General features: G+C 59.4%; 12 protein-coding genes. 9 read left to right on the top strand and 3 right to left on the bottom strand.

The annotated features are described in order from the left end of the window. Positions 1 to 33 precede the first annotated feature (33 nt). The 5 genes from MHM37_RS06925 (at position 34) to sucD (ending at position 8,222) form a co-directional block, all read left to right on the top strand. Positions 34 to 2,868, top strand: a complete 2,835-nt coding sequence (locus MHM37_RS06925) for a 2-oxoglutarate dehydrogenase E1 component (protein WP_153842462.1) — start codon at positions 34 to 36, stop codon at positions 2,866 to 2,868. Positions 2,869 to 2,906: 38 nt separating this feature from the next. After that, positions 2,907 to 4,466, top strand: coding sequence for a 2-oxoglutarate dehydrogenase complex dihydrolipoyllysine-residue succinyltransferase (gene odhB, locus MHM37_RS06920; RefSeq protein WP_153842316.1), 1,560 nt, complete (start codon positions 2,907 to 2,909; stop codon positions 4,464 to 4,466). 112 nt (positions 4,467 to 4,578) lie between these two features. Next, positions 4,579 to 6,018 (top strand): dihydrolipoyl dehydrogenase, encoded by a 1,440-nt coding sequence (gene lpdA, locus MHM37_RS06915; RefSeq protein ID WP_139525441.1) that lies wholly within the window; start codon positions 4,579 to 4,581, stop codon positions 6,016 to 6,018. Between the two features lie 165 nt (positions 6,019 to 6,183). Then, entirely contained in the window at positions 6,184 to 7,350 is a 1,167-nt protein-coding gene (gene sucC / locus MHM37_RS06910) for an ADP-forming succinate--CoA ligase subunit beta (RefSeq protein WP_016914526.1), read from the top strand. Beyond that, complete coding sequence (gene sucD / locus MHM37_RS06905) at positions 7,350 to 8,222, top strand: succinate--CoA ligase subunit alpha (RefSeq protein ID WP_044627828.1); 873 nt, start codon at positions 7,350 to 7,352, stop codon at positions 8,220 to 8,222. Before sucC ends, sucD begins: the two co-directional genes overlap by 1 nt. A 65-nt stretch (positions 8,223 to 8,287) precedes the next feature. Here the strand turns inward: sucD and MHM37_RS06900 are convergent, their stop codons facing one another. From MHM37_RS06900 to MHM37_RS06890, 3 genes are all read right to left on the bottom strand, one after another. After that, complete coding sequence (locus MHM37_RS06900) at positions 8,288 to 9,325, bottom strand: lysylphosphatidylglycerol synthase transmembrane domain-containing protein (RefSeq protein ID WP_239285091.1); 1,038 nt, start codon at positions 9,323 to 9,325, stop codon at positions 8,288 to 8,290. Next, a complete protein-coding gene (locus MHM37_RS06895; RefSeq protein WP_153842318.1) occupies positions 9,303 to 10,421 on the bottom strand; it encodes a glycosyltransferase family 1 protein in 1,119 nt (372 codons plus the stop codon). Before MHM37_RS06895 ends, MHM37_RS06900 begins: the two co-directional genes overlap by 23 nt. A gap of 134 nt (positions 10,422 to 10,555) precedes the next feature. Beyond that, positions 10,556 to 12,496, bottom strand: coding sequence for an exoribonuclease II (locus MHM37_RS06890; RefSeq protein WP_139525670.1), 1,941 nt, complete (start codon positions 12,494 to 12,496; stop codon positions 10,556 to 10,558). 180 nt (positions 12,497 to 12,676) lie between these two features. Between MHM37_RS06890 and MHM37_RS06885 the strand changes: the two genes are divergently transcribed. From MHM37_RS06885 to MHM37_RS06870, 4 genes are all read left to right on the top strand, one after another. After that, positions 12,677 to 13,474, top strand: coding sequence for a Cof-type HAD-IIB family hydrolase (locus MHM37_RS06885; RefSeq protein WP_239296108.1), 798 nt, complete (start codon positions 12,677 to 12,679; stop codon positions 13,472 to 13,474). Positions 13,475 to 13,589: 115 nt separating this feature from the next. Then, the gene (locus MHM37_RS06880; protein ID WP_239296106.1) at positions 13,590 to 14,315 is read left to right on the top strand and encodes a response regulator; all 726 of its coding nucleotides are present in this window, start codon (positions 13,590 to 13,592) and stop codon (positions 14,313 to 14,315) included. A 74-nt stretch (positions 14,316 to 14,389) separates the two neighbouring features. Beyond that, positions 14,390 to 15,793 (top strand): ATP-binding protein, encoded by a 1,404-nt coding sequence (locus MHM37_RS06875; protein ID WP_239296152.1) that lies wholly within the window; start codon positions 14,390 to 14,392, stop codon positions 15,791 to 15,793. 171 nt (positions 15,794 to 15,964) lie between these two features. Beyond that, positions 15,965 to 17,239, top strand: coding sequence for an ABC transporter substrate-binding protein (locus MHM37_RS06870; RefSeq protein ID WP_153842320.1), 1,275 nt, complete (start codon positions 15,965 to 15,967; stop codon positions 17,237 to 17,239). Positions 17,240 to 17,277: the final 38 nt, after the last annotated feature.

Below are 17,277 nucleotides of genomic sequence, written 5' to 3'. Positions count from 1 at the left end.
GATACCACCCCATCAGTGCAGGGTGACCGAGAGATGCAACAAGGCATAATGGAGTTGATGTGGCGTTCCTCTCACGTTAGTGGTGGCAATGTCCACTACGTGGAAGCGCTTTACGAGCAGTACCTCGCCGATCCTGATTCTGTCTCAGACGAGTGGCGCAGCTATTTTGATCAGCTGCCGCGTCCTGAGGGCAGTGCCTCCCACGATGTTCCACTAAGCCCCATTCGTGATCAGTTCTACCAACTGGGCCGTGAAAGCCGCCCGGGCCGGGTAGCTGCCGCCTCCGACAGCGGTGAGAATAAGAAGCAGGTCAAAGTCCTGCAGCTGATCAACGCGTATCGCTTCCGTGGCCATCAGAAGGCCAATATCGACCCGCTTGGGCTGCGTAATCCCACCCCCGTTCCCGACCTCGACCTGTCGTTCCACCAGCTCTCCAAAGCTGATCTCGACACCGAGTTTCAAACCGGCTCGTTTTTCCTGGGTATCGATAAAGCGCCGCTGCGTGACATCGTCGACGCGCTGGAGCAGACCTACTGTCGCTCCATCGGTTGCGAGATCATGCACATCGTCGATACCGAAGAGAAGCGTTGGCTACAGCGTCGGTTCGAATCGGTACGCAGCGCACCCAAGTTCAGCGATGACGTGCGCAAGCACGTGCTGGAGCGGTTGACCGCAGCGGAAGGATTAGAAAACTACCTAGCGTCCAAGTACCCGGGCACCAAACGCTTCGGTTTGGAGGGTGGTGAGTCGTTCGTACCGATGATGGACGAGCTGATTCAGCGCGCCGGTGGTTACGGCACCAAAGAAGTCGTCATCGGCATGGCCCACCGTGGTCGCTTGAACCTGCTGGTCAATATCTTGGGTAAAAACCCAGCGGATTTGATCGACGAGTTCGATGGCAAGAAAGTCATCGAGCGTGGCTCCGGCGACGTCAAATATCACCAGGGCTTTAGCTCGAACGTCATGTCACCGGGTGGGGAAGTCCACCTCGCCATGTCGTTCAACCCGTCGCACCTGGAGATCGTTGCGCCGGTCGTCGAAGGGTCTGTACGCGCTCGCCAGGATCGTCGTAACGATGACGAAGGCAGCAAAGTGCTGCCCATCAACGTCCATGGTGATGCTGCATTCGCCGGTCAGGGCGTGGTGATGGAGACATTCCAGATGTCTCAGACCCGTGCTTACAAGACGGGCGGCACGGTGCACATCGTCATCAATAACCAAGTGGGCTTCACCACCTCGAACCCCTTGGACGCGCGCTCTACGGAATACTGTACTGACATTGCCAAAATGGTTCAGGCGCCGATCTTCCATGTCAACGGCGACGACCCTGATGCCGTGATTCACGCGACACAAGTAGCGCTGGATTATCGTCAACAGTTCAAGAAAGACGTCGTGATCGATCTGGTGTGCTACCGTCGCCGTGGTCACAACGAGGCAGACGAGCCGTCAGGCACGCAGCCAATGATGTACGCCAAGATTAAAGACCACGCTTCCTCACGTACGCTTTACGCGCAGCGTTTGGTCGAGCAGGGCGTCATCACTGAAGACGATGCCAAGGCCATGGTAGAAACCTACCGTGATGACCTTGTTGCAGGTAATCATGTTGCCAATGCGCTGGTCCAAGAGCCCAACACCTCACTATTCGTGGATTGGGCGCCTTACCTTGGCCACGAGTGGACCGGTGACGCCGACACCACCTTCGATATGAAGCGTCTTCAGCAGCTAGCGGCGAAGATGTGTGAAATACCGGACGGTGTCGACGTTCAGCGCCAGGTCGCCAAAATCTACGAAGACCGCCGTAAAATGCAGGCGGGCGGCATGGGGCTCAACTGGGGCTTTGCAGAAACCCTGGCGTACGCCACGTTGCTCGACCAAGGTCATCCTATCCGCATCACCGGGCAGGATGTGGGGCGTGGGACGTTCTCCCACCGTCACGCGGTCGTGCACAACCAGAAAGACGGGTCGACCTATGTACCGCTGCAGAATATGGCCGACGGTCAGCCGCGCTTTACCATCCACGACTCCTTCCTGTCGGAAGAAGCCGTGCTGGCATTCGAATACGGTTACTCGACCACCGCCCCGAATGACTTGGTCATTTGGGAAGCGCAGTTCGGTGACTTCTTCAACGGCGCTCAAGTGGTGGTCGACCAGTTCATCTCTTCCGGTGAGACCAAGTGGGGTCGCCTGTGCGGCTTGACCATGCTGCTGCCTCATGGCTATGAAGGCCAAGGGCCCGAGCACTCTTCTGCCCGTCTAGAGCGCTTCTTGCAGCTGTGCGCCGAGCACAACATGCAGGTGTGCGTACCGACGACGCCAGCGCAGATTTTCCACCTGCTGCGCCGCCAAGTGATTCGTCCGCTGCGTAAACCGCTAGTGGTCATGTCGCCTAAGTCGCTGCTGCGCCACAAAGAAGCAGTGTCGAGCTTGGAAGATCTCGCCCACGGCAAGTTCCACATGGTACTGCCGGATCAAGCGAATCTCGACGCCGACAACGTCACCCGCGTCATTATGTGCGCAGGCAAGGTCTACTACGATCTGGCCAACTGGCGCGCTGAAAACGAGCGTGACGACACGGCGATCATTCGTCTAGAGCAGCTCTATCCCTTCCCGAAAGAAGAGCTTCTGGAAGTGCTCCAGGCGTATGCCAATGTGGAAGACATCGTATGGTGTCAGGAAGAGCCGCTGAACCAAGGCGCCTGGTACTCCAGTCAGCACCACATGCGTACCGTGGCCGATATGTTGAAAGATGGCCTTGGACGTGAGTTGAAATTCGCAGGGCGTCCTGCCTCGGCTGCTCCGGCAGCGGGCTACATGTCCGTCCACACTGAACAGCAGCGCCAGCTGGTGGAAGACGCTTTTAACCTATAAGCGCCCACCGGGTTTAGAGAACACATAAGGGAAACGACATGGCTACTGAGATCAAAGCGCCAACCTTTCCGGAATCCGTTGCCGAGGGCACTGTGGCCGCGTGGCATAAAAAGCCGGGTGACAGCGTCGAACGCGACGAGCTGATTGTTGAAATCGAAACCGACAAAGTGGTGCTCGAAGTCGTCGCACCGGAAGCGGGTACCCTGACCGACGTCATGGCCGAAGAGGGCGATACCGTCGAGTCTGAGCAAGTATTGGGCAAAATTGGCGAAGGCAACGCGTCTGCCAGCAAAGAAGATAGCTCTTCTAAAGAGAGCGCTTCAAGCGATAGCAGTACTGAAAAAACCGAACCAAAAGCAGAGTCTAAGCCTGCTGGCGGCGGTAAAAAGCACGATGTAAAAGCCCCCAGCTTCCCTGAATCGATCCAGGAAGGCACCGTTGCCACGTGGCACAAAAAAGTTGGCGAAGCGGTCAAGCGTGACGAAGTACTCGCCGACATCGAAACCGACAAGGTCGTACTCGAAGTCGTGGCACCGGCCGACGGTGCGCTGCAAGAGATCAAGGCCGAAGAGGGCAGTCAGGTAGAGTCGGAAGCGATTCTGGCGACCTTCGTCGAAGGCGGTGGCAGCGACGAAGCCAGCGCACCGAGCACCGAAGACAAGTCCGGCAGCGACGACGACGGCGCTGACGAGAAAGTCGGCGACAAGATCCTGGCACCGGCGGCACGTAAAATGGTGGCTGAGCACGATCTGGACGTGTCCAAGATCGAAGGTACCGGCAAAGGCGGCCGTATTCTGAAAGAAGACGTTCAGAAAGCCGTCAAAGAGGGCTCGGCAAAGAAAGCGGCTAAGTCCTCTGCACCCGCCAAAGCCGCTGCTGCGCCAGCGGTCGAGGGTGAGCGTGCCGAGAAGCGCGTGCCGATGAGCCGTCTGCGTCAAACCATCGCCAAGCGTTTGGTTCAAGCACAGCAGACCGCTGCCATGCTGACCACGTACAACGAAGTGGACATGGGTGCGGTGATGTCGCTGCGTGCCCAGTACAAAGATACCTTCCTGAAGGCCCACGACACCAAGCTTGGCTTCATGGGCTTCTTCGTAAAAGCCGCCTCCGAAGCTCTCAAGCGCTTCCCGGATGTCAACGCCTCCATCGATGGCACCGATATCGTTTACCATGGTTACCAAGACATCGGTGTTGCCGTATCGACGGATCGTGGTCTCGTGGTGCCAATTCTGCGTGACACTGACAGCATGAAAATTGCCGACGTCGAGAAGACGATCGTCGACTTTGGCAAGCGTGCGCGTGACGGTAAGCTCGGCATCGACGAAATGCAGGGCGGCACGTTCACCATCACCAATGGCGGTATCTTTGGCTCACTGATGTCGACCCCGATCATCAACCCGCCGCAAACCGCTATCCTGGGGATGCACAAGATCCAGGAACGCCCGATGGCGGTGAACGGTAAGGTCGAAATTCGCCCGATGATGTATCTGGCACTCTCTTACGACCACCGCATGATCGACGGCAAAGACGCGGTACAATTCCTGGTTACGATTAAAGAGCTGCTGGAAGACCCGGCTCGTCTGCTGCTGGACGTATAACGAAGCGCGCTGATCCGCCTTCGCTAGTGTTGAGCACGCTGAGTTAATCGCACACAGCCTCCTACCCGCGGTCATCCACCCGGGAGGAGGCCACCAAGCTAAAGGAGCCAACATGGCTGACAAGTTTGACGTGATCGTTATTGGTGCAGGCCCTGGTGGCTACGTAGCGGCTATCCGCGCTGCGCAGCTGGGTCTGAAAGCCGCCTGTGTTGAAAAATGGATCGGTAAAGAAGGTAACGTCGTTCACGGCGGTACCTGCTTGAATGTCGGTTGTATCCCGTCCAAAGCGCTGCTTGAAGCCTCGCACAAGTTCGTCGAAGCCAAGCACGATTTCGACGACATGGGTATCGAAGCCGGCGACGTGACCATGGACGTCAAGAAGATGATGGCGCGCAAGGACAAGATCGTTAAGAACTTGACCGGCGGCATCTCTGGCCTGTTCAAAGCCAATGGTGTTACGGCCATCGAAGGTACCGGTAAAGTCATCTCTGGCAAGCAAGTCGAAGTCACCGACCTCGACGGCAATACCACGACTTATGACGCCGATAACATCGTCATCGCGGCAGGCTCCGTGCCAGTGGAAATTCCGCCGACCCCGCTGACCGAAGGCCTAATCGTCGATTCCACCGGCGCCCTGGAATTTCAGGAAACGCCGAAGCGTCTTGGCGTCATTGGCGCGGGCGTCATCGGCCTGGAGCTGGGCAGCGTATGGAACCGTCTGGGTTCTGAAGTCACCGTCCTGGAAGCGATGGACTCCTTCCTGCCGATGGTCGACACCGCGATTGCCAAAGAGACCCAGAAACTGCTCAAGAAGCAGGGGCTGGACATCAAACTGGGTGCCCGTGTGACCGGTTCGGAAGCGAACGGTGACGAAGTCGTCGTCAAGTACACCGATGCCAACGGCGAACAAGAGATGACCTTCGACAAGCTGATCGTTTGCGTTGGCCGTCGCCCCTACACCAAAGGCGTGATTGCCGATGGCGTGAGCGTCGAGCTGGACGAGCGTGGTTTCATCTTCGTCGACGACCAGTGCCGTACCAACGTGCCGGGTGTTTACGCCATCGGCGACTGTGTACGCGGCCCGATGTTGGCGCACAAAGCGTCCGAAGAGGGCATCATGGTGGCGGACATCATCGCTGGCCACAAAGCCGAGATGAACTACGACACCATCCCGAACGTGATCTACACCTTCCCGGAAGTGGCGTGGGTCGGTATGACCGAGCAAGATGCCAAGGCCAAAGGCATTGAGGTCAAAACCGGCAGCTTCCCATTCGCCGCCAGCGGCCGTGCCATGGCGAACAATGCCACCGAAGGTAGCGCCAAGATCATTGCCGATGCGGAAACGGATCGTATCCTCGGTATGCACATCGTCGGTCAGCACGCCGGTGAAATGATCGCTCAAGGCGTGATTGCGATGGAATTCGGCTCTAGCGCCGAAGACCTCGCGCTGACCTGCTACGCGCACCCGACCATGTCGGAAGCCGTGCACGAAGCTGCTCTTGCGGTAGAAGGCCATGCGATTCATATGGCGAACCGTAAGAAGCGCAAGTAATTCGCTAAGCAACAACCAAGCGCCACCGTCAGGTGGCGCAACACTTTCAGCCCCGCGCGGTAATGTGCTGGCCACTGAAAGTACGGGGATGGTCAGGGCGGTACAGATACACTGTCACGCCAGCTGATCATCGTTCGAGTCACATGCAACCAATGGCATGAATCGATGAACCTTCACGAGTATCAAGGCAAGCAGCTGTTTGCCGATTATGGTCTGCCAGTGTCCAAAGGCTTTGCCGTGGACACTCCCGAAGAAGCTGTAGAAGCGTGTAAAAAAATCGGCGGCGACATGTGGGTCGTCAAAGCCCAGGTTCACGCTGGCGGCCGCGGTAAAGCGGGCGGCGTCAAGCTGATCAAAGACCCGGCAGAAGCCAAAACCTTCGCCGAGCAGTGGCTGGGCAAGAACCTAGTGACTTACCAGACTGACGAAAAAGGTCAGCCGGTTGCCAAGATTCTGGTAGAGACCTGCACCAACATCGCCGACGAGCTCTACTTGGGCGCGGTCGTTGACCGTACCACTCGTCGCGTCGTGTTCATGGCTTCCACCGAGGGCGGTGTCGAGATCGAAACCGTTGCTGAAGAGACGCCTGAGAAGATCCTCAAAGCGGAAATCGATCCGCTGGTCGGCGCACAGCCCTACCAAGCGCGAGAGCTGGCCTTTGCGTTGGGTCTGGAAGGCGATCAGGTGAAACAGTTCACCAAGATCTTCCTGGGTCTCTCCAAGCTGTTCCACGACAAAGATCTGGCACTGCTCGAGATCAACCCGCTGGTCATCACTGACGAAGGCAACCTGCACTGCTTGGATGCCAAACTGGGGCTCGACAGCAACGCCCTGTACCGTCATCCAGACCTGCAGGCCATGCGCGATCCTTCCCAGGAAGATCAGCGTGAAGCCGACGCGGCGAAGTGGGAACTGAACTATGTTGCCCTCGACGGTAACATCGGTTGCATGGTGAACGGCGCAGGCCTGGCCATGGGCACCATGGATATCGTCAACCTGAGTGGCGGCAAGCCCGCTAACTTCCTGGACGTTGGCGGCGGCGCGACCAAAGAGCGCGTTGCAGAAGCGTTCAAGATCATCCTGTCTGACGACAACGTCAAAGCCGTTCTGGTGAACATCTTCGGCGGTATCGTTCGTTGCGACATGATTGCGGAAGGCATCATCGGTGCCGTCGAGCAAGTGGGCGTCAACGTCCCGGTGGTCGTACGTCTGGAAGGTAACAACGCTGAATTGGGCGCTGAGAAACTGGCGTCTAGCGGTCTGAACATCATCGCTGCTACCAGTCTGACCGACGCGGCTCAGCAGGTTGTCAAAGCAGCGGAGGGCAAGTAATGAGCATCCTGATCGATAAGAACACCAAGGTCATCTGCCAAGGTTTCACCGGTGGCCAGGGCACGTTCCACTCCGAGCAGGCGATTGCCTATGGCACGCAGATGGTCGGTGGTGTCACGCCGGGCAAAGGCGGCCAGACGCACCTGGGCCTGCCCGTTTTCAACACCGTGAAAGAAGCGGTCGAGAAAACCGGTGCAGAGGCCAGCGTGATCTACGTACCGGCACCGTTCTGCAAAGACTCGATCCTTGAAGCTGCAAATGCTGGCATCAAGCTGATCGTGTGCATCACCGAAGGCATCGCGACCCTCGACATGCTCGACGCAAAAGTCAAATGCGACGAGCTGGGCGTACGCCTGATCGGCCCGAACTGCCCGGGTGTGATCACTCCCGGTGAGTGCAAAATCGGTATCATGCCGGGTCACATCCATCAGCCAGGCCGCGTCGGTATCGTGTCTCGCTCTGGTACCCTGACCTATGAAGCCGTTAAGCAGACCACTGATCACGGTTTCGGTCAGTCTACCTGTGTCGGTATCGGCGGCGACCCGATTCCGGGTTCTAACTTCATCGACATCCTGGAGATGTTCGAGAAAGACCCGAAAACCGAAGCAATCGTGATGATCGGCGAAATCGGCGGCACCGCCGAAGAAGAAGCCGCGGCTTACATCAAAGCCAACGTGTCGAAGCCGGTGGTTTCCTACATTGCCGGCGTGACGGCACCTCCTGGCAAGCGTATGGGCCACGCGGGTGCCATCATCTCTGGTGGTAAAGGGACTGCCGATGAAAAATTTGCGGCTCTAGAAGACGCCGGTGTCAAAACCGTTCGTTCTTTGGCGCAAATTGGCGATGCGTTGAAAGAAGTCACCGGCTGGTAAGCCGCGCACTTTTTTCATGACGCTGAAAAGGGCACCCTCGGGTGCCCTTTTTGCGTTCGTGAGGGTCAAGGAAAGCGGTGGGGCGGCTTGCGCTGACGCAGCAGACGCGCGCTGTAGAGCAGTAGCAGCGGCGCGCCGGCGGCGAGGTAAAGGTGGTAGCTAATCAGCCGCCAAACCAGCACAGCGGCAGCGGCCTGCTCCCTGCCCATCAAAGGCAGCAGCAAGCTTCCCACCCCCACTTCAGCCGCTCCCGCGCCGCCAGGCAGAAAGCTGAACTGGCTGGCGGCCATGGCCAGCATCTGAGTCAAAAACGTCCACAGCCAGTCGGCATGCCCGCCGATGCCAATCACTGCTAGGTAAAGCAAGCTGTAGCGCAGTAGCCAGTGCAGGGTCGTCAGCGCCAGCATTGCTGCCAGCGTGCCCTTGGGGAGCGCTAACGTCATACGCAACGCATGGCGGCAGCGTAACAGTCGCCTGACCAGCCAGCGCCGTCGGCTTGGGCGTAGCCAAGCCAGCCACTGACGACGCGACCGTAGCAGCTTGGGTAAATATCCCATGATCAGCGAGACGCCTACGGCTAGCAGCGCCAATCCCAGCAATGAAAGCTGTACCAGGCCCTGGTGCGGCCACTGGGCATCACCGACTACCGACATCGCCACCAAGCCGCTCAGCATCACTAGGAAGAACAGCAGGTCACAGCCCTGGTCGATGAGAAATACGGCGGTGCCTTTCGAGGGTGAAAATCCCCGCTGGGCAAGCAGTAACAGCAGGGTGGCCGGACCGCCGCTGCCGCCTGGCGTCGCGCAGAGCGCGCACTTCGCTGCCAGCTCGATGCCCAGCGCGCCGCGCTGTCCAAGCTGGCCAGCGCGGCCGTTCAGCATCAGGCGTAGCCGGGCGGCGTTCAAGTTCCAGCACAGCGCCGCCATGGCGATCATCAGAACCAGCAAGCCAATGGGGAATTGCGCCACATGGTCGAACGCACGGCTGCCACCGGCCAGTGAGGTGAGCACCAGCGGTGCCACCAGGGCAGCGAGCAGCAACACACCGTGTAGCGGACGAAAACGTAGCAGCCGTTGGGCGTTAGCGGCGGACGGCACGGGCATCGGGCTGTTCGAGTCCGCATAGGTCGATGTAGTGCGTCAGCAGCGAGCCAATCACGCTATCCCAACTGAACTGTCGCTCGACATAGTGGCGCGCATAGCGACCGCTCGCGGCGATGTCGTTGCTAAATAGTGCGGCGCAGGCGTCAGCCATGGCATCTGGGTCCAGCGGCTGGCAGAGCACGCCCGCGCCCAGCGGTACGTTCTCGATCAGCGCACCCGCCCGCGCACCAATGACTGGCAGGCCGCTGGCCATCGCTTCCTGAGCCACTAGCCCAAAGGTTTCGCGGGTGCCGGCATGCAGTAACGCATCGCTACTGGCCAGCGCTCTTGCCACTTCATGGCTGCCGCAGCAGCGGTTCACCACCGTGACATTGCTGGGCACCTGCGTTGGCATGCCCGGCCCCATTAGTAACAGATGATAGTCGCTGCCCAGCGCCCGCATGGTGGCGAGTAAAACGTCGATGTTCTTTTCTCGCGAGAAGCGACCGACGAATATCAGTAGTTTCTTATCGTCAGGTACACCCATGGCTGCACGGAAGCCAGGGTCGCGCCTTGAAGGGTGGAACTGCACTAAATCGACCCCTAACGACTGCACGCGTACGTTGGGTACGCCCCACTCGGTGAGACGGTTGGCCATGGCGTGGCAGGGGGCGAGTACGCTATCGAAGCGCTGGTACAGATCTACCACGTAGCGAACCAGCCGTTGGTGGACGTGTCGTCCAAAACGGTCCCCCATTAAGTTAGGTAAGTCGGAGTGGTAGAAACCCACCACTGGCACACCTAGCCGCTGGCCAGCCTCTAGCGCGGCCCAGGCGGTCACATACGGATCACCTGCTTCGATCAACGTGGGTGAGAGGTCTACCAAGGCTTCTCGCCAAGGACGGCGGCGCAGCGGAAATCGATAACCCTGCCCAAGCGGCAGGTGCAGCGCCGGCAGCGTATGGTGGTCGCCCAAACTATCGCGTTCGGCCCCCGGCACCAGCAGGCTGGTTCGCAGGTTGGGGCTGCGCGAAAGCACGCGATGTTTAGCCTGTAAGTAGGTGCGAACGCCGCCACTTGCCGGGGCGTGGAACATGGTCACATCGGCGATGTGCAAGGTAACCTCCGAGCCACATGAGTGTCATCGAATTACCTTAGGGTAGAAATAAGTCAGTTCTGCGACAACGTCACCGTGCAGCAGAAATAAAAACGCCACGGCAAAGCCGTGGCGCGAACACGTGTTGGCTGCGTTTAGGCAGCAGGTTTGGCGACCAGCGATCGTGTCTCTTCGCGAGCTTCGGTCAGTGAGACACGCAGGCTATCGCCCAGCTTGAAGCGCTCCTCGCCCTCGATCTGAATGCGGCCCTCTTTGTCATCGATGACCACTTTATCGCGGTCACTGTGCATCAAGGGGGCGGGCACGAACGCCGTCGCGCCGTTTTCTATCAGACGAACCCGCATACCGCCACGGTTGATCGCCATGATTTCGGCGTCGAAGGTGTCCTGATTCTGCGCCGCCGGGGTCAGGTAGCGCACGTAAAGCCAATCTTTTACGTCGCGTTCAGCCATACGATTCAGACGGCGGCGCTCGGTGAGCTGCTCGGTGAGCTGCTGGCTGGCTTCTGCCGGAGCCTGCTCGCCCTTGAGCACACGCTTGATCAAGCGGTGGTTGACCATATCGCCGTACTTACGAATCGGCGAGGTCCAGGTGGCGTAGGCGGGCAGCCCCAGCCCAAAATGCGGGCCAGGCTGGGCCGACATGCTGGTGAAGCCCTGGAAACGGCGTAGGCGCGCATCCAACCAAGCGTCGTCGCGGCTCTCAAGCGCACGCTTGAGTTCCTTATAGTGAGCCAGTTCGGTCAAGGCCTGTTGATCGACGACGATTTCCTGAGTGGCGAGGAACTCTTGGGCCGCTTCGGCTTTTTCCGGCTCGAAAGCGCGGTGGACGTTGAAGATGCCGTGGCCGATATGGCTGGCCAGGAAGTCCGCGCAGCAGGCGTTGGCGGCAATCATCGACTCTTCGATCATGCGGTTGGCAATGCGGCGGTCTTCGGTGCGAATGCCCAGCACGTTGCCCGCTTCATCCAGATCGAAGACGTAATCAGGACGATCTTTGAAGACCAGTGCGTGCTCGTTACGCCATGCAGTGCGAGCTTCCGTCAAGGCCTGCAGCGCCTTCAGCTGCTCGGCAATCTCCTCGGCCGGTGCCCAGTCGCCCTGGCCTTCGATCCAGTCGGAGACGCGCTCGTACACCAGCTTCGCGTGGGACGTCACGTTGGCCGCGAAGAAGCGGTAGTCGCCCAGGCTGCCGTCGGCATGAATGGTCAGCGTGCAGGCAAGGGCTGGGCGCTCTTGGCCTTCCCACAGCGAGCACAAGTCGTCCGCCAACTGCTCGGGCAGCATGGTGACGTTCTGGCCCGGCAGGTAGACGGTAAATGCGCGAGTGCGCGCTTCCAGATCGGCGGCGTGGCCCTCTTCCACATAGGCGGTGGGGTCGGCAATGGCCACGCTCAACTGCCAGCCGCCTTCGGGACGGGCCACCACATATAGGGCATCGTCCATGTCTCGCGTCTTTTCGCCGTCGATGGTAAAGAAGGGCTGTGCGGTGAGGTCTTCCCGCGTCAGTCCCTCGTCGCGTAGCGGCCAATCGCTGCCAGCATCCGGGCACTCTTGTTCCAGCGCGTGGCGAGCAAGCGTCACGCGCCAAGGTACGGCAGGGTCGTCGGCTTTGGCCACCAACTCATCGATCTGGGAGAAGAAGCCGCGGTCGTTCTCTTTTAGTGGGTGGCGTACCAAGCGCGCCACGACCCAGTCGCCATCGCCAATGCTATTTTCGTCGAGGCTGTTTTTTATACGTGCTTTCAACACGTTGCGAATCGAAGGGTGGTCCGGCACCACCGCCAGGCGGCCGTCGCGTTTTTGCACACGTGCAACGAAGCGGTCCAAACCGGCTTCGATGAGCTTTTCCGGCTCGACCGACTTCTTATCGCCGTTTTCGTGTATGACGGCTTCCACGCGATCACCGTGCAGTACCTGCTTCATGGCGGGAGGTGGCACGAAATAGGAGTCGCCGCTGTCGGTTTCAAGAAACCCAAAGCCTTTTTCGGTAGCTTTGATCACCCCTTCGGCGCGAGGAGTCGTTTCACGGATCTGTTGCTTGAGCTGGGCAAGCAGGGAGTTGTTTTGAAGCATGTGTTCGATCAGTTGGCGAGAGTAGGGTGCCACTATACGGATTCCCACTGGCCGCGCCAATCGTTGCCCTGGGGGAAGTGGCGGTGGGCACGACAGGTCAATGGCTTACTTACGCTTGGCTGAATCGGTTAAGCTGAGTAGATCGACCGCTAAGGCGACTAACGTACAAGGAGCGCGCTTATGACCCCACGCCTGATCGTTTCCGACCTAGACGGTACGCTGCTGGGCAGCGACCACCGGTTACATGACAGCACCGTCGAGGTGCTGCGTAGGCTGGTACAGCAGGGGCACCATCTGGCGCTGGCCTCCGGCCGCCATTACCACGATATGCGCGTATTCCGTGACGAATTGGGCGTCCCTGCCCACCTGATCAGTACTAATGGGGCGTACACCCATGATCCCGCGGATAGCTTGGTCAGCGCGTCCCATCTCGATCCGGCTCATGCCCATACGCTGATTCATTTACCGCGACCACCCCAAGTGCGTCTCAGTCTTTACCGCGAGGTAGGCTGGCATGTGGATGCCGACGCGCCACATCTGCTGTCATTACATGCCTCAACGGGCTTTCGCTATGAGGTCGTGCCGCCCGATCAGATGGACGCCAACGGCGTGGGTAAAGTGCTCTATTTAGGCGACCCGGAAGCGCTAGCAGAGCTGGAAGCTCAGGCCCAGGCCGCCCACGGCGATGGGCTGCACATTACCTACTCCACGGTGGACTCGTTAGAGATCATGGCGGGCGGGGTCAACAAAGGCGTGGCATTGGCGGCGCTACTGGAGTCGCTGGGGCTCACCGCCGCCGACTGCTTAGCCTTCGGAGATAACCTCAACGACACTGAAATGCTTACCTTGGCAGGTGAAGCCCAGGTGATGGCCAACGCCCATCCGGCGCTGTTCGATCGCGTGCCAAGAGCCCAGCGCATCGGCCACCACGGCGAAGCGGCGGTGGCGTCGTTCCTGAAGCAGCGCTTTGGGCTTTAGCATTTTTGCTGCCATTATCACTCTGCCACCTTAGTCGAGAGCCGCTTGCGGTAGGCGATACGCTCCACCATCATCTAGCCCCTAAAACGATAATAACCTAGGGGCCCTTTCTACGATGACTACCACACCTGCGACCTTGATGGTGGTCGACGATGATCCGGAAATCCGCGAGCTACTGGCGGATTACCTGGGGCGACACGGTTACCACGTGCGGACCGCCGAAGACGCGAACACGCTTTACTCACAGCTTGCCGAGCGAACACCCGATTTGCTGATCGTCGATGTGATGATGCCGGGGGATGACGGCTTCACCATTTGCCGGGAGCTGCGCAAAACCAGCGACACGCCGATCATCATGCTCACCGCCAGCGCCGACGATACCGACCGCATCTTGGGGCTGGAATTAGGGGCCGACGACTATATCGGCAAACCCTTCAACCCTCGTGAGCTGCTGGCGCGTATCAAAGCGGTACTGCGCCGCACGCGCACGGCTGCCTCGGCGGCCGCCCCTCATGAAGCGCGTTGGGTACGCTTTGGTGAGTGGCAGCTCGACCGCATGACGCGGGAACTGGTCGATCACAACGGCGAGCGCACCGCGCTGTCGGGGGCAGATTTTCAGCTGCTTCAGGTGTTCTTGGAGCGTCCCGCCCAGGTGATCACTCGCGATGATCTCTATACCTTGACCCGAGGCCGTGATGCGCCGCCGCTGGATCGTTCGATCGATGTGCACGTCTGTCGGCTACGCCAGCGGCTAGGTGAGGATGCCCAGCATTCACAGTTGATTCGTACCGTACGCGGGGCGGGCTACGTGCTAACGGCCAGGGTAGAACCAACGTCGTGAGGGCGTGGCGACGTTGGCTGAAACGACGTTCACGCTGGCTGCCCGGCAGCCTGCGCGGGCGCTTTGTCATCATCATGATTGCTGGGGTGCTGGCCGCTCAGGTGGCCAGCTATACTATTTGGACCTCTCAAGTGCGCGCCAGCCAGCTCGAACAGCTCGATGAGCTCTCCAGCAACATGGCGTTTAGCATTGCCTCCACCATGAAATTTTTCCGTTCGCTGCCGGTGGACTATCGGCATATCGTGCTGGATCAGCTGCGTAGCATGGGCGGCACGCGTTTTTTCGTCAGCGTAAACGAGCGGCGTATCCCCGTAGTGGACATCGGCAACGGTCCGGAAAAAGCAGTGGTGGTGAATAATGTACGCACCATTCTGACTCAGCAGCTCTCGATTGACGATGTGGTGGTGGAGTTTTCCCGCCCGGAAACCCTGCGGGTATTCAATAACGAAGTGCTGCTCCACGATCTGCCGCCCCGTTGGGGCCAGCATAGCCTGTTGATGGAGCCGCTATCGCCGCCGATTCTGGTGGTGCAGTTGGAGTTGGCCCCGGATACTTGGCTCTATGTGGCCACGCTGCTGGGCGTCCCGGATATCTTCAGCGGCTACCGCTGGCTCTCGGAAGAGCGGCTGCTGGCGGGCATCGTCGTGCTGCTCACCGTGCTGGCGCTGTCGTTATTGGGTATTACCAGCGTCACGAGGCCGCTGGCTAGACTTTCTCGGGCGGCGCGTCAGCTCGGCGACGACCTGGATAGCCCGCCGCTAAAAGAGAGTGGCCCCAAGGAAGTAGCAGCTACCGCAGTGGCGTTCAATCGTATGCAGCGGCGTATTCGCGAGCAGGTGGAGGAGCGCGAGAGGCTCTTCTCAGCGATCTCCCACGACTTGAAAACGCCGATTACCCGCATGCGCTTACGGGCTGAAATGCTGGATGACCCACTTCAGCGCGAACGCTTCTGCGCCTCGCTGGACGAGCTGTCCGAGCTGGTCAAAGGCGCGCTGGCCTCGGTCAAGGGGTTAGACCTGCATGAAGAGCCGCAGCCAACGGATCTCTACGCGCTAACGATTGAACTGGCCGAGGCGCTGCGCTTGCAGGGGGGCGACGTGCAGGTGGCCGGGCAGGTGGCGCCACTCACGGTCAAGCCGCTGGCGATGAAGCGCTGCCTGGCGAACCTGTTAGAAAATGCGGTGTTTTACGGCCAGCGGGCGAGGGTAACGCTGGAAGAGCAGTCGGGCGTGGTGCGCCTACATATTCACGACAGTGGCCCTGGCATTCCTGAGGATCAGCTTGGCCGCGTGTTTTCACCCTTTGTACGCCTGGAGGTGTCCAGAAGCCGCCACACCGGTGGAAGCGGCCTGGGGCTAGGCATTGCGCGGCATATCGCCCGTGCCCATGGGGGCGATATTACCCTTGCCAATCACCCCGTAGGCGGCCTGCTGGCCACGCTTACGCTGCCTCGCCAAACCAGCGTTACAGACTTGTAATAAATCGCTAACACTATGCAGGACTCGGTAACTCCCGTTGTGGGCGCAGGTGACGTACTCTGCGATGAGCCGCCTCTCCACGAAGCGCGGCGCGATAACCGCGATAAAAACGGCGCTCTCGCCGTTTACCCATCATCGTTATCCCTATAAAAACAACAGCAGGAGCAACTCATGCGTCATTTGTTACCCGTCTTCAAAAAATCCGCCCTCGCGCTGGCCCTTGCCGCCGGTACGGCCCTGGCAAGCACCGCGCAGGCCAATGAGGTCGAAGTGCTGCACTGGTGGACGTCCGGTGGTGAAGCCCGCGCAGCCAACGTTCTCAAAGAGCTACTCGAAGCCGAAGGTTACGGCTGGCAGGATTTCGCTGTGGCCGGCGGTGGCGGTGAAACCGCCATGACAGTGCTCAAATCCCGTGCCATGTCAGGTAACCCACCCTCCGCCGCGCAAATTAAAGGCCCGGAAATTCAGGAGTGGGGCGAGCTTGGCCTGCTAGGTGACTTAAATGAAGTGGCGGATGCCGAAGGCTGGAACGACCTGTTACCAGAAATTGTGGCCGATATTATGCGTTATGACGGCCAGTACGTAGCCGTGCCCGCAAACGTACACCGGGTTAACTGGCTGTGGGCCAACCCAGACGTGCTGGAAGCCGCTGGCGTAGAAATGCCCACCACCCTCGACGAGCTGTTTGCCGCCGGGGAAGCGATTCGTGAAGCAGGCTTTGTGCCGCTCGCCCACGGTGGCCAGTCCTGGCAGGACGCCACCGTGTTTGAAAGCGTGGTGTTAGGTAGTCAAGGCACCGAGTTCTATCAGCAGGCGCTGGTGGAGCTAGACCCAGAAGCCCTGGGAGGCGAGCAGATGGTCGCCGCACTGGAAGATTTCAAACGCCTGCGCGAGCTGATGGACGAAGGCATGCCGGGCCGCGATTGGAACATTGCCACCGCGATGGTGATCGAGGGCGTGGCTGGTTTCCAGTTGATGGGTGACTGGGCGAAGGGGGAGTTCACCGCTGCAGGCATGACCGCCGGTGAAGACTACCTGTGCACCGCCGCTCCGGGCACCGAAGACGCCTTTACCTTCAACATCGACAGCCTGGCGATGTTCCGCGTGTCCGATGATGCCGAGCGTGAAGCTCAGCACACGCTGGCGCGTTTGGTGCTTGAACCCACCTTCCAGGAAGCCTTCAACCTTGCCAAAGGCTCCATTCCCGCGCGCCCTGACCTGGATATGAGCGAGTTCGATAGCTGCGCCCAGCAGTCAATGGACGATTTCCAGAGCACTGCCGATGAAGGCGGATTAGTGCCCAGTATGGCTCACGGTATGGCCGTACGTGCCGACGTTCAGGGAGCCATCTTTGACGTCGTGACCAACTACTTCAACGACGCCGATATGCCCGCCGAAGAAGCGGCCCAGCGACTGGTCAGCGCCGCAGAAGCTGCCTCGTTCTAAGCGCGGCACCATTGGCAATAGCGCAAGTACGCGCTGAA

Origin of the sequence: Halomonas sp. MMH1-48, assembly GCF_022348105.1 — a bacterium.
Lineage (GTDB): Bacteria > Pseudomonadota > Gammaproteobacteria > Pseudomonadales > Halomonadaceae > Vreelandella > Vreelandella piezotolerans.
Note: the sequence above shows the minus strand (reverse complement) of the source record. Positions and strands in the feature narration are given on the sequence as shown.